The 20,946-nt window shown below is 48.4% G+C and carries 12 protein-coding genes; 6 read left to right on the forward strand and 6 right to left on the reverse strand.

The window, feature by feature from the left end:
• Positions 1-23: 23 nt before the first annotated feature.
• Positions 24-3,071 carry a SusC/RagA family TonB-linked outer membrane protein gene (locus tag MUK70_RS08375; RefSeq protein ID WP_234655902.1) on the reverse strand — a complete coding sequence of 1,016 codons (3,048 nt, stop codon included), beginning with the start codon at positions 3,069-3,071 and terminating at the stop codon, positions 24-26.
• A 145-nt stretch (positions 3,072-3,216) separates the two neighbouring features.
• Here MUK70_RS08375 and MUK70_RS08380 point away from each other — a divergent pair, with 145 nt between their 5' ends.
• The gene (locus tag MUK70_RS08380; RefSeq protein WP_234606858.1) at positions 3,217-3,360 is read left to right on the forward strand and encodes a hypothetical protein; all 144 of its coding nucleotides are present in this window, start codon (positions 3,217-3,219) and stop codon (positions 3,358-3,360) included.
• Positions 3,361-3,691: 331 nt separating this feature from the next.
• On the opposite strand, the gene MUK70_RS08385 is transcribed toward MUK70_RS08380, so the two are convergent.
• From MUK70_RS08385 to MUK70_RS08405, 5 genes are all read right to left on the reverse strand, one after another.
• A complete protein-coding gene (locus tag MUK70_RS08385) occupies positions 3,692-3,907 on the reverse strand; it encodes a hypothetical protein (RefSeq protein ID WP_234655901.1) in 216 nt (71 codons plus the stop codon).
• Positions 3,908-4,212: 305 nt separating this feature from the next.
• Positions 4,213-4,908, reverse strand: a complete 696-nt coding sequence (locus MUK70_RS08390) for a DUF6250 domain-containing protein (protein WP_234655900.1) — start codon at positions 4,906-4,908, stop codon at positions 4,213-4,215.
• A 26-nt stretch (positions 4,909-4,934) separates the two neighbouring features.
• Complete coding sequence (locus MUK70_RS08395) at positions 4,935-6,323, reverse strand: arylsulfatase (protein ID WP_234655899.1); 1,389 nt, start codon at positions 6,321-6,323, stop codon at positions 4,935-4,937.
• Between the two features lie 24 nt (positions 6,324-6,347).
• Positions 6,348-8,600, reverse strand: coding sequence for a RagB/SusD family nutrient uptake outer membrane protein (locus MUK70_RS08400; RefSeq protein ID WP_234655898.1), 2,253 nt, complete (start codon positions 8,598-8,600; stop codon positions 6,348-6,350).
• A 13-nt stretch (positions 8,601-8,613) separates the two neighbouring features.
• Positions 8,614-11,916 (reverse strand): SusC/RagA family TonB-linked outer membrane protein, encoded by a 3,303-nt coding sequence (locus MUK70_RS08405; protein WP_234655897.1) that lies wholly within the window; start codon positions 11,914-11,916, stop codon positions 8,614-8,616.
• Positions 11,917-12,191: 275 nt separating this feature from the next.
• On the opposite strand from MUK70_RS08405, the gene MUK70_RS08410 reads away from it, so the two are divergent.
• From MUK70_RS08410 to MUK70_RS08430, 5 genes are all read left to right on the forward strand, one after another.
• Positions 12,192-14,897: an exo-rhamnogalacturonan lyase family protein gene (locus MUK70_RS08410; protein WP_234655896.1), complete on the forward strand. Its 2,706-nt coding sequence runs from the start codon at positions 12,192-12,194 to the stop codon at positions 14,895-14,897.
• 1,026 nt (positions 14,898-15,923) lie between these two features.
• Positions 15,924-18,350, forward strand: coding sequence for an FtsX-like permease family protein (locus MUK70_RS08415; protein WP_234655895.1), 2,427 nt, complete (start codon positions 15,924-15,926; stop codon positions 18,348-18,350).
• Between the two features lie 27 nt (positions 18,351-18,377).
• The gene (locus MUK70_RS08420; RefSeq protein ID WP_234655894.1) at positions 18,378-18,518 is read left to right on the forward strand and encodes a hypothetical protein; all 141 of its coding nucleotides are present in this window, start codon (positions 18,378-18,380) and stop codon (positions 18,516-18,518) included.
• 587 nt (positions 18,519-19,105) lie between these two features.
• On the forward strand, positions 19,106-20,206 hold the full coding sequence (locus MUK70_RS08425) for an NAD(P)-binding domain-containing protein (protein WP_234655893.1): 1,101 nt from the start codon (positions 19,106-19,108) through the stop codon (positions 20,204-20,206).
• A gap of 66 nt (positions 20,207-20,272) precedes the next feature.
• Positions 20,273-20,854 (forward strand): RNA polymerase sigma factor, encoded by a 582-nt coding sequence (locus MUK70_RS08430; protein WP_234655892.1) that lies wholly within the window; start codon positions 20,273-20,275, stop codon positions 20,852-20,854.
• Positions 20,855-20,946 lie beyond the last annotated feature (92 nt).

Here is a 20,946-nt window from a genome sequence, read left to right on the forward strand (position 1 = left end):
AAATGCGCTTGAAGTGGCTGTGACTAGAATGTAAGTGTTAAGCCGCCGAGGAATGTTTTGCTTGCCGGATAAACACCGTTATCGACACCCTGCGTCAGCGTTGCCTGCTCGTTGCGGCTCACTTCCGGATCGTAACCCGTGTATTTCGTCCACGTCACCAGGTTTTGGGCAGTAACATAAATGCGAAGCTGACTGATACCGATCTTGCCTGTCAGGGCTGCCGGGAGCGAATAGCCAAGGCTTAGGTTTTTTAGTCGCAGATAGGACCCGTTTTCGATGAACCTGTCTGAAACGGTCACCGCAGGGTTTTCAATGGCCCGGTGGATTACATTGCTTGGATTGGTGGGTGTCCAGCGGTCAAGCATGGTCGTCGAGCCGTTGATATAACCTGTTCCCAATTCCAGGTTGGCCTGATTTGCATTGTACACTTTGTTGCCCGACTGCCCTTGCAGCAACACATTCAGGTCAAAGCCTTTAAAGGTGAAATTGTTGGTTAGACCATACAAAAACTTCGGCTGCGCATTGCCTACGATCACGCGATCGTGTGCCTGCGTAATGGTCCCGTCGGGAACGCCATTGGGCCCGCTGATATCTACATACCGCTGACTACCTGCGCGATCACTTGCAAGGAATTTTGGAAGATTTGCAATATCATCTCCGGTCTGGAAAATACCGTCTGCTTTCAACACCAGGAATGAACCGATCGGCGAGCCTACCTGCGCAATGGAATTACCGGAGATCACCTGCGATACACCTGGCCCGAGACTGAGTACCTTATTTTTGTTGGTCGAAAAAACAAAATCAGTTGTCCAGCCGAGCGCTCCTTCGCTGTTGACAGTATTCACCGACAGTTCAATCCCCTTATTTTCAACTGCACCATAATTTTGAAATGCATTGGCATATCCCGAAGTATAAGGCAAAGGAACGTCGAGCAGCAGGTCGGAAGTTTTCTTGTAGTAAGCGTCGAGGGTCACATTAATGCGGTTTTTGAAAAAACCCAAATCAAGACCGGCGTCGTACTGCGCGGTTTGCTCCCAACCCAGGTTCGGGTTCGCGATTCCATTTGGCGCATAACCTGCCACAAGTTTCCGGCCGAACAAATAGCTGTAATAGGCTTCCTGGGCGAGCGACGTGTAAGGTGCGATTTCCTGGTTACCCGTGATACCGCCGCTGATCCTGAATTTCAGGTTGCTGATTTCCTTGATGTTTTTGATAAAATCCTCCCTACCCAGGTTCCAGGAAAGTGCCGCCGAAGGGAAAAAACCCCATTTGTTGTCATTTCCCAAACGAGATGAACCGTCTGCGCGTGCAGTGACAGTCAGGTTATATTTTTGACGAAATGTATAATTGATCCTGCCCAGGTAAGATAGCAAAGTCCACTTGAAGTAATTGGAAGAAGCATTCTGGAAAGTAGTTCCGCCACCCAAGTTATGATAGCCAAATTCATCGGTAACAAATGTAGCCGAGCGGGCGACCACATTTTCCGTGGTGGAAGCCTGCTGGGTAATCCCAATCACTGCGTCGAGTGCGTGGTCCTGGCTAAAAGATTTATTGTAGCTAAGTGTATTCTCATTCAGCCACCCTATCGTATTTTTATTCCCCACAGTTCCTTGTCCTCCTAAACCCACTCCTTCCTGCAAGGTCGAGGGCAGATAGCGGTTTTGCTTGTTGAGCAGGATGTCAGTACCAATGGAAACTTTTGCTTTCAGCCCGTCAGCGATCTGGTACTCGCCATAAGCATTTCCGAAGCCGCGAAAGATGTGTGTTTCATTGACTTGCAAATATAATGTCGCGATCGGATTGGCCAGCGGACTGTCGTAAATGCTGCGCAAGGTGAATCCGTTCGCAGAATTTAGATCATAGATCGGCATAGTCGGCGGCATTTGCAAAAGGTTGGGTACCACGTTTTCAGGTGCGACATTGGCGGAAGATTTGCTTCCCGAGAAGTTAATGCCCAGCTTAAAGCGTTTGCTCATATCCCGGTCGAGGTTAATACGGAAGGAGTACCGCTCGAAATCAGAATTTTGAAGAATACCGTCCTGTTTGAAATAATTACCCGACACCGCAAACCGCGTTTTATCATCCCCGCCAGAAAACGAAAGACTGTGGTTCTGGATCGCAGCCTGTCTGAATGCCGCATCCTGCCAGTCGGTTCCCACGCCTGGCTGACCGAGACTGTCGATTTCGGCCTGAGAGAATGCAGGAGCTTTTTTGGAATCGATTAATGCATCGTTTTTAAGCAATGCCCATTGCTGTGCATTCAAAAGTGGTAGCGTTTTCAGCACTTTTTGGACACCATAATAGCCATCGTAGGTGATAATGTTCTTGCCTGCTTTTCCTTTTTTTGTTGTAATAATCACGACACCATTCGCACCTCTTGAACCATAAATAGCTGTGGCCGACGCATCTTTCAAGATATCAATAGACTCAATGTCGCTAGGGTTCAGCGTAGATAACGCATTGATAGTCGGTCCATTGGTTACGCCCGCATCGGCATAGCTATTGTTGTTGTAAACCGGAAAACCATCAATCACATACAGCGGCTCGTTGGCGCCATTGATTGAGTTACCTCCCCGGATCTTGATGCTCACAGAGCTTCCCGGCTGGCCCGAAGACTGGGTTACCTGTACGCCCGCTGCCCTGCCCTGCAATGCGCGGTCAAGCGAGCTGATTGGTACACCCTTCAAATCTCCCGTAGAAATAGAGGATACCGAGCCTGTCAAATCGCCTTTTTTCTGGGTACCGTAACCGATTACTACCACCTGATCGAGCACGTTGGCCGTTTTCAATATAACGTCAATGGGTTCTGCCGCCAGTTCGTAGATTTCTACTTCCTGCTGTTGATAGCCAGTCAAACTGACCTGAATGGTGAATGGAAATTCCTTTCCGACAGCGATCTCAAATTTTCCGTCAGGTTCTGAAACGGCGTACTTCGATGTGCCTTTTTGTACAATGGTTGCGCCGGGCAGCGATTGGCCGCTGTCATCCTTAACAAAGCCACTAACCAGGTCTTGCGCTTGCGCCAGACCTACAACCAGCACCAAACTGGCAATAAGGTAAAACTGCTTCATGAATTTAATTGTAGGTGAGTAGCAAATACCTAACGGTAAACTATATACGGTTCCGTGAGAAGCGTCTCAGCAACTGAGGTTTGGTTGAAAATTGCGTGATGTATGACAAAGAATGCCGCGCAGCGAGCCTTCAAAACCAAGCGAAGTGAATAGTTTAGTGCTTAACGGCACAGCAGTAACGCTGGGTCAGGAGCAACACCTGCGCGATAAGGTAAAAATTGGAACCACCGTAGGTTGGACAATAGCTATCCGTGCTGAACGTACATTCATATTACAGATCAATAAGTGAATAGGTTGAGGATCTGTTGGTGGTTTACAGTTATCCTATTAATTTGATAGACAAAGTAAACTTTTAAAAACCGAAGAAAAAAGAATTTATTTGGAAATTTTTGGTTCAATTGCAAACTCTGCCAACTTATAGATAAATTTTAAGATATTCTTAATTGATGCAACCGCATGCCGGACTTTGCTGATGCATTATAATGGATAAAGACGCTGATCTCCCTGTGCAATGGCGTCATTGAGTTTCTTGGCATATTCGGCCGCTTTGCCTACGTCGCCTTCTTGCTTGTACACTTTGTATAATCCCCAAAGTCCGTTCGCGGTGCCTGGCCGTTTTTTCAGCAGCTTTTCATACGCCGTAACCGCACTTTGGAATCACCTGCCTGCTGATGCACCTCCGCCAGACCGATCAGCACCGGCCGGGCATAGGAAGGCTGCTCGCTGTAACCCAGTCTATGCTCCTTCTCCCAGGCAGTTTCAAGCAATGCGATAGCTTCGAGATATTGGGTGGCAAGTTGTTTTCTTCTGATCAAACAGTCGAAAAAGTGCTTCATCCTCACTGGACTGGCCCATAATTTCAGTCGAAGTTTCGTCTAAAAATTCAACAAAGGAATTAATGTGGTGGTTGTAAACCCGGTCTTGCTCGATAACATTCAGGACGCGGTTACGAATGGAAGTGTAAAGGTATGCAGGCAAAGATTTCTGGATCTGTAAAACGAACCTTTGGTCCAGAAAGCGACAAAAACATCCTGCACAATGTCCTGAGCAGCGTCTTATAGACAAATATAAGGTTAAATTTGATTATCCTAAATGGTCTTTCCGGTAAGCAAACTATCTACCCCTGGCAGCACAGTACCGATTAAAGCGATTTCCAAACGCGAAAATGATCGATCGCATGACGGGACGCTGTGGATCGGAACGCAAAATATCCCTGGCGCAGCGGAGATTTATCGTTCCAGTCAAAGATAACATTGTCATCGACTGAGAAAGTGGTCCGCCCATCTTCGACTTTGATCTTGATGTGATACCGGTGATTGGGTTTCAGCAGGTGCTCTTTGTCTTTAAATTCCTGTAAAAGAGGCTTTTCTCCATTTCCATGATACTTTCGAAAACGCGTGGTGGTATTGCTATTACCCCCAAAACCGACATAATAAAGCGACAGCGAGTCGTAATCTTCAAACTTGCCGCTGCGTGTATACAGGTTTGCATTTCGCGGGTCAGTCGCCATCCAGAACTGGTTCAGGTCCGAAAGCCTGTCATTCTCCTCCCCTTCGACCAGAACCGTCCAGTCGTATTCAATGCGGATGTTCCCTTCGAGTTTTTGAGTAAACCAGACCGTCACACCGCCAGCTGTATTTAAGATCAGCTGCCCATCGCGCGTATAGACAGCCGACTCGCCGACAGGTTCGATTTCAGCACGCCAAAGTCCCAGATTGAGCGTGTCGTCAAAATTCTCAGAAAACAGCAGTTCGGGCTTCTTTGATTGGCAATAACCCTCCAAACAAAAAAGTGAAACAACCAAAAGCACCCTCCACCTAAACCTATATCCGGACATATGTTAATTCGTTATACATCATTCACTCATTCCGTTCCACGGCGGCCCTCAACCGGCCAGAATGGCGACTCGGTCCGGCTCGTTTTAAGATACTGCTCAATTCGCTTTACAACGGCAGGATTTTCCAAAGTCACATCTTTAGTCTCACTGACGTCGTTGCTCAAATCATAAAGCTCAAACTTTCCAGCGGCCTTTACCGCTTTCCACTTGCCATATCGGACGGCCTGCTCAAAACCCTTTTCGAAGAATTCCCAATATAAAAAACGTGGTTTGGCTGCTTTCTTGCCATTTAAGAAAGGCAAGATGCTCGCCCCATCGGTTTGGTAGGAGATTTTTGATCTGGCAATATCGGCAAAGGTCGGCATCATATCGGCAAAATAAGCAGGCTCATCGATGACGGCCTCCGGTTTCAGCTTCCCTGGCGCCCAGGCGATCATCGGTACGCGGATGCCGCCTTCGTAGAGGTCACGTTTGTAGCCTCTGAGCTTCCCATTCGAATCGAAAAACTCGACCACAGCAGTTTGGTCAGGCGAAGGTTCAGAGCGCGGACCATTGTCAGAACAGAAGAAAACGATGGTGTTTTTGGACAGGCCGCTTTCAGTCAGATATTTTTTGATTTTACCAATGTTCTCATCCAGGTGATGCACCTGGGCGGCGTAGATTTTAGCGTCCGCCGACCAGTTTTTGTCTTGGTAAATGGTGCTATCGGCCGCGTCAAACGGTGAATGCGGGCTGTTGTAATTGACCATCAGCAGGAATGGTTTTGCCGCATTCTTTTGTCTTGCTAAAAAAGCAAGGCTTTCGTCAGTACAGATATCGTCGGTATAATAACCCTTGCTCCCGTTCTGATTTCCGGGAATATCCACCAGCTTTCCATTGGTGTACCGCGCTTCGGGCCAGTAACCTTTTGCGTAGGTCTTACCATAACTTACCAGCCAGCCCGAAAACTCATCAAAGCCGCGGTGAATCGGGGTTGCCAGCGTGTCGTAGCCGTCGAGATGCCATTTCCCGAATAATGCCGTGTGGTAACCTGACTTGCTCATCAGCTGCCCGACGGTGAAATCGTCTTCGGCCAGGTTTGCGCGACTTACAGGATTCTTCCCTTTCGTTCCTTTAATCCCACCACGAATGGTCGAATTCCCGCGAATGGTCGTGTGGCCGGTGTGTAATCCGGTGATCAGCACGCTTCTGGAAGGTGAGCAAACCGGCGCACCGGCATAGAAATCTGTGAATGTGACCCCTTCCTTGGCCAATGCATCTATATTAGGGGTCTTGATCAGCTTTTGTCCGTTCACGCCAATGTCTGCATAGCCCAGATCGTCGGCCAGGATGAAGATGATGTTGGGCGTGTCTTGCGCAAAAGTGCTGGCGGCGATCATCAGACCGGCCGCCAGCATGCTCCATTTTTTTAGCATATATCTTTAATTAATACAAAAAAATCAATTGTAACCAGGATTCTGGTAAGTCCGCAGAGCCTCACCGGTCAATGCAGTGCCTTTTTCGTCCGTCAGCATATTAATATAGGCCTGCGGAAATGGTTTGAATGTGTCTTTAGCGCTGAAAACACCTTTTCCGTTTCCATTTTGCCCGTTCCCATTAACAGGATTATCCGCCACCGGCCAATTTCCGGCTTTGGGAGAGGCCAGCTGATTGTGGTGCAAAACCCTTTCGAGCTGAATGCCCGCGTGGTGAATTCCTTCGTAAAGGATCTGCTCGGAGTTGAATTCGCGGGAATATTCATTATAAATAAAATGCACGAAGCGCTTCAAGGCTGTATTGGCCTCTGTTGGATAGCTTTCGAGCTTTGATTTGGCCGAACCACCATCCCAGTAAGAAGCATCGACTTTGATTTTGCTGTACGTATCGGTTGCAACCTCATAAGGAAACACCTTTTCCGCTTTGACCAACGCCTCTGATCCCGGATAAATGCGGGCCAGAACTTCGGCACGTTTTTCACTCGTTTTGTAGGCAGCCCGCGCCCGCAATACATTGATATCATTGATGGCAGCACCTATATTTCCCTGACGCCCATACACTTCCGCGCGGATCAGGTAGGTTTCAGCCAGACGGAAAATGGCCACATCACGCGTTCCAAAGTGGTTATCCACGGTGCTGCGGTTGGGATCGACAAATTTACGTGAAGATGGCCGCAGCGTTCTGCCCAGCAGCAAACCCGTATTGGACGAAAGTCTGTCGACACCCGTTTTGCGGTAGAGATACTGCCCGTCTCTTTTAACCCATCTTGGATACAAAACATAAGGCTGCGAAACAGCTTCCAGGTAGTCGATCGCAGTTTCTTTGGTATTTTCCAAAAACACCAAACCCAGATCCCCCTGCCCTATCTTGCGCTGGCCCGCTACGGCCGGGCGCGCGGCCCAGGAGGAACGCTTGTAACCGGGCAAAATTTTTGTGTTGAAATAGGCTGCTTCCTCTGCTGTCCATGCAAGCGATTTATTATTCGGATCCGTGTAAGCGAGTCCCGGCCCATCCTGTAATGTGTTATTATCAAAAGAGGCGCTCACGTATTCGATCTGAAAGCTTTTTTCGTAACGGGAATCATTGATCTTATCGGTAAATACGTCATAGCCCCAGTCTGTCGGCAAAAAGCCGGTTCCTTTCCTTAGCCCATAGGCCCAGGTTTTGGAAGGCAGATTCCAGGCTGCATTGGTGTAATCGCAGGTAAACGCAGCAGTAGTCCGCATGCCATAGCGGCCATTGTCCAGGTTATTGCCGTAGGAGGCCTGCAGGATAATTTCAGAATTGGATTCGTTGCTCCAATCACCTCTTGCGGTTTTGAACAAATCCCAAAAATCAGAAGCCAGCCCACCAAACTGCCCGCCATTGGAAGCCGAATAAGCCTCGATCACTTCCGTTGCAAAAATGCGGGACGAGTCCAGATCAGTGCTCACTTTTCCTTTGTATAATAATCCCAAATGCGCATTCGGATCTCCGGGATTTACTGATCCGTTCGCATTGCGATACTGTCCGAAATCCTGCGCCTGAGCGCGCTGTAAATACAATTTCGCCAGCAAATGTGCCGTTGCACCTTTGGTAATACGGCCGCGTTCGGTTTGGCTTACTGGCAAGTGATCGTGCGCAAAACGCAGGTCGGCGATGAGCTGCCTGTAAATCTGCTCGGAGGTTGACTTTGGAAAGTTAAAGGCAGCAGGCATGGAATTGTTGCTTTTCAGCGGCATCGGCACATCGCCCAGCTGGGTAACCAGCATATAGTAGGTGTATGCCCGCAAGAAATAGACCTCCGAAAGCCGGGAATCGGCATAAGTTTGATCCGCTGCAAACTTGCCGGGTTTCTTAATGCTAATAATCTCAATGGCCTTGTTGCAATCGTTGATGACGGGGTAGCCGCCTAAAAGCTGCGTAGCGTAGTAGCCCATTAAATTGTTGGCATAGCTGCCCGCCTCGCCCGTTGGTGCCCACACGGCAGGACTGATTGTTGCCCAGTTATTGTCGGTCGGTTCAGTAAGATCCGTCCCGGTTTCGAACAGGTAGGGCCCTTCCATAAACCCGTATTTCCAGCGTAATGTGTTGTAGGAGGCCACCACCAGCTCTTCGGCTCCTTTTTCGGTTTCAAAATAATCCTGCGTGATGGTTGAAACCATTTTCTCCTCTAAAAATTCCTTGCAGGAGCTCAGCGGCAGCAAAAACAAAATGGGTAAGATGTATTTTTTCATTGTTTCAAATCATTTAAAGGGTGATCCTCAGTCCCAGCACCAGACTTCTGTTTAAAATCGTATTATTGGTTTGTCCACCCGATTGCGCGCCTGCGGTGGTATCCCAGCCGGTAATGTCCTCCGGGTTGAGTCCGGCCTTCACGGCTGCCCCGCCCCACATGAATGGGTTGAGTACCTGCGCGTAAACCTGCGCATTGCCGATCTTGTAGCGCTCGGCGATTTTTGTGGCAAGATTATAAGTAAGCGATATATTTCTCAACGCCACTAGCGAGCCGTCTACATAATTGCGAACGCTGTTGTAATTGGTAAATGTCGCTGTGGTCGGCTGCGGGTAAGCGGCACCTGTGTTGGTCGGGCTCCATGTGTCGTTCTCAATTCTTCGTCCATAAGTTTGCAGTGCGCCATAATACAAGTTGTTCACACGGGCCTGGATCAAAAAGCTTAACTCAAAATCCTTATAACCCAGCGTGTTGGTAATTCCGGCTGTCCACGAAGGTCTGTTGCTTCCTAAAATTGCCTTGTCGTTGTCATTAATCACGCCAAATCCATTGTCCAGGTAAGTAACCACTTCTCCGCTGGCCAATGTGACTGTCTTGGTGCTTCCGCCCGACTCCGTGTTGGTGACCAGCGGCTGGTCTTTGATTTTAACCTGGCCTGGCAATGCGGTGATATTTCCGATTTTTTTGTAGAGCTCGATCAGCCGCAGGTCCTCAGGGGTATTTTGCCAAAGCCGGTCATATTGATAATCGCGGAAAACAGAGATCGGCTGACCGATATACCAGCCATTTGCCAGGTCATCCACGCGGCCATCGGTCAGTTCAAGAATCTTTTCGCGGTTTGCCGACCAGTTCAGATCTGTGCGCCAGGTGAAATCCTTTTGATTTACATTCACGGTGGAAACCGTGATTTCGATCCCCTGATTTTGCGTTTTTCCAATATTGCTTAAAATGCTGGTATAACCCAGCACGGGCGGGATCGAACGCGACATGAGCAGATCGCTGGTCTGCGCTTTATATACTTCCAATGAACCCGAAATGCGGTTTTTAAATAATGCAAAGTCTAACCCAATGTTCTGCTGGGCTGTCTTTTCCCAGCGCAGATCCTGATTGGGCATTGTAGCCGATTTATAACCCGCGGCCTGCGTTTCGTTAAAGACGTAACCCGCGCCGATGATTGAGCCACCAGTGGAATATGCAGCGACCGACGAGTTACCCGTCCGGCCCCAGCTGTAACGCAGTTTCAACTGGCTCACCCAGCTTAACTGCTTGATAAACGCCTCTTCTTCCAATTTCCAGGCCAGTGCTGCCGAGGGAAAAAACGCCCATTTGTTGCCATTTGCCAGCACCGATGCGCCGTCCCACCGGCCCGTTAATGTCACCAGAAAACGGTCAAGCAAGCCATAATTGATCCGGCCCATGTATGAAGCCAGCGCCGAGCGGCTGTACGAAGTTCCGTAGCCCATGGGAATGCCAGTCGCATTGGCCGCCAGGTTGTACCATAGGGAAGTCGGGAAGGTGATGCCTTGGGCGCGGATGTTGATGGAATTAGTCGTATTCTGCTGCATGGATTGCAAGGCAGTGATGCCCAAATTGTGAACCCCAAATTGCTTGTTGAAAAACAGGATATTTTCCATGGTCCAGCCCAGCGCTTTGTTATGCGCATTGTAGCCGATTAGCGGCGCGGTGCCGACTGCGCTGAAAGGGTTGGTATAATTAGGTCCAAAAAAAGATCCGTATTCTTTATCACTGTACTGAGCCCCGAATTTGACATTGTATTTGAGCCAGTCGGTAAAGCGGACTTCGGCATAAATGTTGGAAAGCAGTGAAGCCAGCTTGTGCTCGTTAGTCGAGTTATCGACATTCAGCAGTACATTATGCGCCGAAAGACCCTCGCGGTTTGTATTCAGGATCTGGCCATTGTCAGCAAATGCACGTGCATACGGCATCAGTGTAAGTGCCTGTCCGTAAGAATCTTTCGCACCACTGTTTGAGGAATTTTCTGAGGTCCCGTAGTTTTGCAAGGAGTAAACCCCATTCAAAGCCAGCCCGACAGTCAGCCATTTCCTGGGCGTAATATCGCCTTTCAAATTCAGCGAATATCTTTTGAAATCCTGATCTTTCAGGGTTCCCAGCTGATCCAGATAACCCATGGAAAGATACACTTTGGACTTATCGGTGCCAGACGAAAGCGAGAGCAAATGGTTCTGTGTCCGGCCCGTGCGGCTTATCAGTTTTGCCCAATTTTGGTCAAAAAGGTTGTCTGCATCGTAAACAGGCACTTGGGCCGCATAGCCAGTCGCTACTTCCTCGGGCGTGGCCGCGCGAAGCTGCACGGTTCCGTCCGGGTTCCACTGATAGGCAGTGCGAATGCTGTTAATGCCATATTCCTCGCCGCCTCCAAATGTCTGAACGTCAAAATCCGGATCAGGCGCTGTACCAAATTTTCCGGTATAAGTGCCGCCGTTGATATGCGACTGCCGCTGCCAGTTCAGAAGCTGTCCCGAATTCATATAGTCGGTCATCGAATGTATCTTTGTAGCTGTGTAGCTCACATCGTAATTGATCGATGTCTGGCCTTTTTTACCTTCCTTATAGTTGATGAGAATCACCCCGTTAGCACCGCGTGAGCCGTAAATCGCCGTTGCAGAAGCATCTTTCAAAACTTCTACCGAGGCAACATCATTGGGATTAATTGCACTAACCTCGCTGGCCGAAAGCGGGATCCCATCGATCACATAAAGCGGCTCGTTGGACGCATTGATGGACCTGTTTCCACGAATACGGATTCTCCCCACTTCTCCCGGACGCTGGTTGGTTGTAACATCCACGCCGGAAATTTTACCCTGCATTGCCTGCACCACGTTCTGGATTGGCCTCTCTCGGATCTGCGCCCCCGAAAGACTGGAAATAGCACCCGTCAGATCGCTTTTCTTTTGGGTACCATAACCTACAACGACAAATTCTTCCAGCGATTTGGTATCGGAGAGCAGCTTAATGTCCAGTGTCGATTCATTCCCCAGCTTGACTTGCTGCTGAACATAGCCTACGAACGAAAAAACCAAAGTAGCTCCTTCATCGGGCACTTCGAGATGAAAAGCTCCTTTTTCGTCTGTAATCGAGCCTCTAGTAGTACCCTGGATCACTACGCTCACGCCGGGAAGCCCCTCCCCTTTTTCATCTTTTACGGTTCCTTTTAATGTACGATCTGTCCATTGGGAGATGATCGCAGGTCCGTTTCGGGTCGGCTTTGCATGCGATGTTTCGATGCCTCCCGCCAGGCACAGCAGCACACTAAGTGGATAGACAATTTTCTTCATACGAATTTAATTTTGATTGATTGGGCAAAAGAATCCTTACCAGGAAGGGCGGTTCATCCCGGGGTCGAAAAACGGCAAAATCCAATATAAACTAGTCCAAAAACTATTTTAGTAAATAATATATTAGATTAATACAAATTATATTATTAATTGTTGATCTGACACAAAAATAGATATTCTATTTAATCTACAAGAATAATATACTAAAAAACTTTCCTAATTTGCATTCGGTTCAAGTCGGTTTAAACGCTCTTAATGCTTATTGACAGCATCCAATGAAAAAAATTACACGACGAAAATTCGTACAAGATTCGGTGCTCACCGCAGCGGGCATTCCGTTGCTGGGCGCCATAAAACCTTCAAGCAATGCGAAAAATGCGGCTGTCTCTGTGCCGCTGCATTGGCTGGATAAACCCACCTATGCAAACGGGGTCACCTTCGGAGTTCCCTGGCCAAAAGGTGCTTTGAAAAAAGACGCTGGTTTGGCACTTATATCAGGCAGCATAGAAAAACCCGTGCAAAGCTGGCCGCTGGCTTACTGGCCTGACGGCAGCTTAAAATGGACGGCCCACGCGCTGAGCCCGCTTGCTATTTCCGCAGAAGAAGTCAAGTTGCAGGCCGCCACAATCAAAAAAGCACCGGCCAAACCCCTCATAGAAGAAACCAATTCGCACATCAAAGTAAACACCGGCAAGCTGCAATGCGTGATTGAGAAAAATGGGTCAACCATTTTTGAATCGCTTTCCGCTGCCGGTAAAGAAACCGCTAAAAATGCCCGGCTGGTTCTGCTGGTCCAAACGCAGGATTCTGATGACGAGATAAGTGACTTTCAGCTCAGCCGGCTGGAGGGAAAGATTGAAAAAGTAATCGTCGAACAAAACGGGCCGGTGCGCGCGGTGGTCAAACTGGAAGGAAGTCACGCAGATAGCAGCCGCCAGCTGTTACCTTATATTGTACGACTGTATTTCTATGCGGAAAGCGACTCGGTAAGGCTGATGCACACAATTATCTACGATGCCGACGAAAGCAAGGATTTCATGCGCGGCCTTGGCGTCAGGTTCGATGTGCCGTTTCAGGGTACGGAGCTGCACAACCGTCACGTGCGCTTTGTGGGAGAGAACGGTGGTGTTTTTGCCGAAAGTGTTCGCGGACTTACCGGCCTGCGTCGTGATCCGGGTCAAGCATTCACCCAGGCGCAGATCACCGGAAACCCAACCCCTATCAATGCCGAGCTACCTCAAACAGTAGCCCAGCGGCTCCAATACATTCCGGCGTTTGGTTCCTATACACTTTTTCAGCCAACGCCCGATGCCTTTGAAATACAAAAACAAACCAGGCAGGGCCATGCCCGGTTGCAATCGGCTTATGGCAAACGCTCGGCTGGGACAGGTTACCTGGGCAGTCCGGCCGGCGGGGTAGCATTCGGCATCCGCAATTTCTGGCAGAGCCATCCGGCCCAGCTCGATATCCGGAAAGCTGAACAAGAAAAGGGTGAAGTAACGCTGTGGCTTTGGGCTCCGCGCTCACAGCCGATGGACCTGCGGTTTTACCATGATGGAATGGGCCAGGATACGTATGCAGAACAGCTGGAAGGTTTGGAAATCACATATGAAGATTATGAGCCTGAATTTGGCAGGCCTTACGGTGTAGCGAGAACCAGCGAAATGCTGATCCTGGCACTGCCGCATACACCTTCCAATGCCGCCCTGGCTGAAATCGCTGATCAAATACAATCGCCTTCGATGCTGCTTCCCATGCCGGATTATCTGGCAGCCAGCGGGGTTTTTGGAAACGCGTTCAGCTTACCCGATACCAGTAGCGAAAAGAAAGCTGCCATTGAAAAGCAGCTGGATTTCTACTTTGACTATTACAAAAACCAGATCGAGGCACGTCATTGGTATGGATTCTGGAACTATGGCGACTTTATGCACGCCTATGACACCGACCGGCATGTATGGAAATACGACGTAGGCGGTTTTGCCTGGGATAACTCCGAGCTTTCTACCGACATCTGGCTTTGGTATTATTTTCTGAGAAGCGGCCGCAGCGACGCCTTTCGAATTGCCGAGGCGATGACACGGCATACAGGTGAAGTGGACGTGCACCACATTGGTCCGTTTGCTCCGCTTGGCTCCCGACACAATGTGATGCATTGGGGCTGCAGCGCCAAGCAGCTTCGCATTAGCACCGCCACCAACCGGCGCTTTTATTATTACCTTACCGGTGACGAACGCACCGGCGATTTAATGCGAGAACAGATCAATGCGGTAAAAACACTGCAAACGGTGGTGCCTGTACGCAAGGTAAATGCAGCAGCGCCAAAAAACACGGAAAACTCGGACATTGCAACTGTTTCTTTCGGCACTGACTGGGGCGCCATCGCCGGAGCCTGGCTCACCGAATGGGAGCGTACGCAGGACAAAGCGATCAGAGAAAAGCTGCTCAACAGCATGCGCACCATCGCCGCACAGCCGCACGGATTCTTCACCGGCTCCTCTCTGCTTAACCTGAAAACGGGCGCATTTGAAATTGATAAAACCGGAAAAGTCTCGGTCTCGCATTTAAACGCCGTTTTTGGCTTATCCGAGATCTGTTTCGAGCTGCTCGGGCTGGTCGACGACCCAAAGTTTGCCAAAGCCTGGCTGGATTACTGCCGGTTGTACAATGCGACGCCCGAAGAACAGAAGCAGGAACTGGGTGAAAGTTTAAAAAAGCTCAATTTACAGCAAGGCCACGCCCGGCTGACTGCATTCGCTGCCAAACAGCACAATGATCCAAAACTTGGACAGCGTGCCTGGGAAGAATTTTACAAAAGCCAGGGTGGCACGCGCAGCACCAGGCTGGAAATAACGCATTTGAAAGGCCCGGAAGTTCTGAATCCGATTGATGAAAACCCAAACGTATCCACCAACGGCGCAGCGCAATGGAGCCTTGGCGCGATACAATGTCTGGCTTTTGCAGGCCTGTATCTGAACGAATGAATTAACCAACCATTTAGTTATGATAAGAATTTCCATCATGGTGGTGGCAATATTTTTCGCCCCTGCCAGCTTTTGTTCTGCTATAAAAAACACTAAACCCAATGTCCTATTTATTATGGTCGGCGAGCTGCGACCAGCACCGGGGCTGCTGTGGCCACAGTGGTTTTTATGAAATGTTCCAAATATTGTTACCCGGATAAGTTGTTTACGATGCAGAATTCCTCGTATTAAAAAGTGTAGATCAAATAACTGACCTTAAACTGTAGTTTATGTGCATTATATCTACGTGCGGATTAGTCTGACCTGTTTTCGAATATGAATCAAATTATTTACGACGACCGGCGATGGCAAATCTCTCTTTGCCAATTTTTACTGTGCCATGATTCCTGCACAGGGCGAAGTTGTTCTTAATAAAAATGATACGCTCCGATATCAACTTATAACCGAACCCCGTGCGGCCGTTCATGCGGGCTGGTTGTTAGGGTTTGCGTTTCTGGCCAAAGATATTGCGCCTAAACGCCTGTATATCAACTAGTTGAAATTCCTCCAAAAATAGGTACCGAAGTGGTAACCTATTCTTTTAGCTTGTTTTGATGCGTTTTAGCATCGAATTGGTATTTTGAAGATACGAAATCGTCACGAAGGGGAGATTATTGTTGTGGTAGTTTCTTGAGATTCAGTAAAAACGGCGGTGAATTATATTGCAAGGTACCGTGAATTGTATTTCATTGACCTATTAGTCTATTGGTTTATCTTCCGGAGCTACGATTTATCTTGGTGCTTTTGGAGTATTCCCGATCAAGTTCATAAGTTTCCCATTTTTCCTAATCTCAGTAAAATCGAACGTGTGCGAAATAGGACTAGCATGTGCGAAATCGGACATGCAAAGAGACCAAAAAGTACTCTCCAAAGCGATTTGCTGCATTTATCGAGTCGGGTATAATTGTTTGTTCACATGACTGGAATATGCTTTGGGTGGCCAACTGCCAGCGCAATGTGACTGCTGTAAATCAAAAATATCGGAATATGCTCCTTAATTACACGATCATCGCCTTACGCAACCTTCGGAAGAATAGTACATTTTCATTCATCAATATTTTCGGGCTGGCAACCGGGTTGGCCGTAGCGTTACTCATCACACAATATGTACGTTTCGAGCTGAGCTACGAGCACGGAAATCCATTGGCAGACCGGGTAGTCAGGCTTTCGATGGATTATATGAATGGTGGAACTGTAGACGCCCAGGATGCGGAAACCTATCCGCCAATTGCAGCAAGGGCATTGCGGGAAATGAATGAGGTGGAAAGCTATGCGCGTGCTTACCCGTTGCGCAACCGCCTTTCGGCCATGCAAATCGGTGACCGATACTACCAGCTTTCGAATGTGTACGCGGTGGACTCATCTTTCTTTCGGATGTTTAACTATCCGCTGGTACGTGGTAAGGCGGGAGGGATTTTCGGCAGGCCCAGGGAGGCGGTGCTGACCGAAACAATGGCCCGGACCTATTTCAATACGCTGGATGTAGTTGGAAAAACGATTAAGGTTCCAAGGTCAAACAGTAGTATTTTAGTTGAAATAGTGGGTGTGGTGCCAGACTCTCCCGCGAATACGCATTTGAAATTCGACATGGTTCTTTCTTATCCTACGATGCTATCGGATTTTGGAGAGAGCGAAGACAATTGGAACAATAACAGTGCATATACCTATCTGCAACTGACCAACCGGACTACTCAGGAAGCGTTTACCCAATCACTCGAAGCGTTTACCGCTCGGTTGTTGCGGGAAAAGCGCTTTCAAAACGAACGGGTGGTCGCTCAGAAAATCGGCGACATCCATCTTTATTCTCACAAGACATTTGAGACCGAGGCAAATGGCGACCCAAGGTCAGTGTACTTGCTGCTCGGTGTGGCAATACTGGTTTTGCTGGGTGCTTTCGTAAATTACGTGAACTTAACAACGGCCAGGGCGCTGGACAGGGCCAGGGAAGTCGGAGTGAGAAAGGCTGTCGGGTCAAATCAGCGGCAGATCCGGATGCAGGTGCTGGTCGAGACGGTACTAGTCAATTTGCTGGCCGGAGGTTTGGCTGTCGGCATCGTGGCAATGCTCGAAACATCATTTATCGACATTACCGGCCTGCCGGAGTCATTCACCGTGCTGGCCGATGCATTTTTCTGGAAAAGCGCAGTAGCGTTTCTGTTATGCAGCGTGCTGCTTTCAGGTTTTTACCCGGCTATCGTGCTCGCCTCGTTTGAGCCCGTGAAGGTATTGAAAGGTAATTTTTCAACCTCGGTCAAAGGTGCATTCCTCCGCAAGTCACTGGTCGTTTTCCAGTTTGCGGTGACATTGATTTTATTGGTTCAAACCGTGGTCGTGTATAAGCAGGTGAAGTACATGCGAGAACAAGAGCTGGGGCTCAATATAGACCACACACTGGTAGTAAAAGCACCTGTTGGGGCGGATATTCGTCCGGATTACAGCGCATTCCGGCAAATGCTGCTCGAACAATCACAGGTGAAAGGTGTTTCGTTTTCGGGCACCGTACCAGGGATGGGGACGGCGGGAATGGGAACGACCACCGGTGTTAACCTTTCGGGGGCCGCCCAGAAAACTTATTACAACTATCATATTACTGCCATTGACACGTCGTTTATCGATCAAATGTCTATCCGGTTGCTGGCCGGCAAGAACTTCGATGCGACAACCCGGCTCGGCTTCCCGGATACCACTGATCGGCAGCTGATCGTCAATATGGAAACGCTCCGGTTGTGGGAGATTAAAACGCCGCAGGAAGCGATCGGCAAACGGGTCGATCTCTGGGGCAATCAGGCGACGATCCGGGCGGTCGTTGATAACTACCATTATGACTCGCCCAAAGTGCCGCATATACCCATCATCCATTTGTATTCCCCCCGGTTCGACCGGTATGCGAGTGTGAAGTTTGCGCCCGGAAATCCCGCTGAGCAGTTGACCGCGCTCAAACGCGTTTATGAAGCCAATTTTCCCTATTCCCCTTTCACTTACTTTTTTCTGGATAGCGAGTATGACAAGCAATATAAAACAGAAGATCGTTTCCGCCAGGTTTTTGGCTTCCTGACCATTATCGCGGTCGTGATTTCCTGTCTGGGGTTATTTGGGTTAGCGACATTCACTGCTTCCAAACGGACCAAAGAAATCGGAATCAGGAAGGTAATCGGCGCAACGACCGGTGATCTGGTGGTACTATTGTCCAGGGAGTATTTTAAACTTATCATCGTGGCTATCGCCATTGGCCTGCCGGTGACATACTTCCTGGCCAGCGCCTGGCTCGATAATTATGCTACGCGGGCGTCGCTTACGCCGTACCTGTTCTTCGGCCCGGCGCTGACAATGCTGCTGATGGTGCTAGTATCGATCGGTATGAAAACCATTGCTACCGCATTACTCGACCCCGTTAAATCGCTCAGAAGTGAATGATCCATTCCTTTTAAATTTATAAGGTTTGTGCGTTTCATCTATCAATGGCGCATCTTGACGAGACGTGAAGAGAATCAGACGATGAACCCCATTGAGCCGCTTTTCAGCATTTACTCGTCGATATCGATGGGCAAATGCGTTCCGTTGCTCAGGAATGAAGGAATTTAGAGACTTTCGTTGTTCCGTCGCCACACTGTTTTCACACATCTTGTCCGGTCCCCGCGTAAGCCCTTCATCGCTAAGTAAGACGGATTACGGTCGCTTTTGACGCTTGATTTTAGTACAGTTAGGTATAAGAGCTAACTTTACTCGATTATCAAACAAAGCGGGTTACCGGATCCTTTGACACGACTTGGAGTACAATGTACATTTATCTCCGAAAAGTCTCCCAAAAAGAAAGTTTTGAAGGTTTTTAGTTGGAAGAAGCGATTATCCGTTATAAGGGCGCTTGCCCTATCAGTATATTTGCGCTTACTAATATATTTAAATTTATTATATAAGAATTAGGCTTATTCAGCGCGAAGCGATTTTACCAGCTTGGCCATGGCGGCTTTGAAAGATTAGTAAATGACCGTCAGTCAACGTATCAATAATGTCGAACCAAAACTGTTTTTTTTGATAATACGAGTTTGGTAGCTGTTAATTAATGTTATTTATGTAGAATGCTCTATGGATTTACATGCTAACTGCAAAATCTGAGTTTCGTTCTTCCGGATTAAGTGATTATAATTAGAACGACGCGTAAAAAGTTATAAATGCCAGATAGAATTCGATACAAGACAAAGATCATGGTCATCGGTGCTGGCCAAGCCGGCCTGTCCGCAGCTTATTATTTAAAAAAATTAGGGTTGGAAATTGGACCTGATTTCATAGTACTGGACGCGGCTTCGGCAGCGGGTGGCGCGTGGCAATATCGTTGGCCGTCGCTTACGCTTAGTACTGTGAACAAGATTCATGATTTACCCGGAATGGCTTTCGAAGAAACGTTCGATAAAGCTAGCGCGACTGTGCAAGCCAGTATTGCTGTGCCTCATTACTACGAGCTTTACGAGCAAAAATTCGGCATCCGGGTATTTCGTCCGGTGAAAGTAGAAAGTGTATATCTCCACCACGATCGGTTCTATATTGATTCGTCAAAAACGCTGTTTTCAGCAATGGGGATCATTAACGCCACCGGTACATGGGAAAACCCTTACATTCCTGCCTACCCGGGGGCAGACCTCTTCACAGGCGAACAGTTGCATACAAAAGATTTTAAAACTGCCGACTACTTTAAGGGAAAGCGCGTTGTTGTGGTTGGCGCGGGTATATCTGCAATCCAATTACTCGACCAGATCTCAAAAGTGACCACTACCATCTGGGTCACCCGCCGCCCGCCCGTTTTTAGAGAAGGTCCTTTTGACGATGTGGCCGGCCATAAGGCCGTGGCAATGGTGGAAGAAAGGGTGAGAAACGGTCTGCTTCCTTCGTCTGTCGTCTCCGTTACCGGGCTGCCCCTTTCGCCGGAAGTGGTGGACATGAAACGGAGGGGCGTACTGAACCGCTTCCCAATGTTCAGCGAGATCACCAGCGACGGCGTTAAATGGGAAGACGGCAGTGAGGAAAAGGCCGATGTCATTCTCTGGAACACCGGGTTCCGAGGGGCACTGGTCCATTTGAAATCCGTTTTACCCAGGGAAGAAACTGGTGGCATTGTCATGTCTGGCCGGTTGGCAACGATGGTCGCGAAGGAACCCCGCATCCATTTACCCGGATACGGTCCGTCTGCATCCACTATCGGAGCCAATCGTGCAGGGTTGGTGGCAGCCCGGGAGTTAATGGCGACTTTGGGTTTGGTCGAACGGATATCAAACTAATTTATAAGCAGCTACTTATAGAAAATAAAAAGTGTAAGCCGCTAAGCCGGCAACAAGGAACAACACATGTCGACATATTCAAACTTAACCGATTTGCAATTGATCGATCTTTTAAAAAAAGACGATAGCAATGCTTTTTCTGAAATTTATAGTCGATATGCAGCTTTGTTGGTGGGTTTTGCGAGCTCCAAATTATTTGATTTCGAGGATAGCAGGGATATTATTCACGACGTTTTTGTAAAGCTCTGGCAGGAAAGAAAAGACTTGAAAGTTGACCGCGATTTAAAAGCATATCTGTTCAAACTCACCCGCTATCGCATCGTTGATAAAATTCGGAAGAACATTACACGCGAGGAGTACGCAGCAATGGTAAATTCGCTGGCCGTCGACTATGGAATTACGATTGAGCAGGAAATTGCGGCAAAGGAAATAACCCACATTATCGAAACATCGCTGAATAAGTTATCTCCGCGTGTGAAGGAAGTTTATTTGTTGAGCCGGGAAGAAAATTTAAGCATTACAGAAATTGCCGACAAATTGCAGATTTCCGAACAGACGGTGAAAAACCAGCTTTCTACTGCATTAAAACATCTACGGGCTTCATTGGCAGGAGCAACTGCTGTCGCATTCATGTTCTGGCTTTCCTGAATCCGGCATCACATGTTCCCCATTTAAGTGTGTTACGGGTTCTAGGCGATTGCCGTTATTATGCTTGCCTAAAAAAAATCATTTTCCCAATA

Source organism: Dyadobacter chenwenxiniae (genome assembly GCF_022869785.1).
In the GTDB taxonomy this organism is placed as follows: domain Bacteria; phylum Bacteroidota; class Bacteroidia; order Cytophagales; family Spirosomataceae; genus Dyadobacter; species Dyadobacter chenwenxiniae.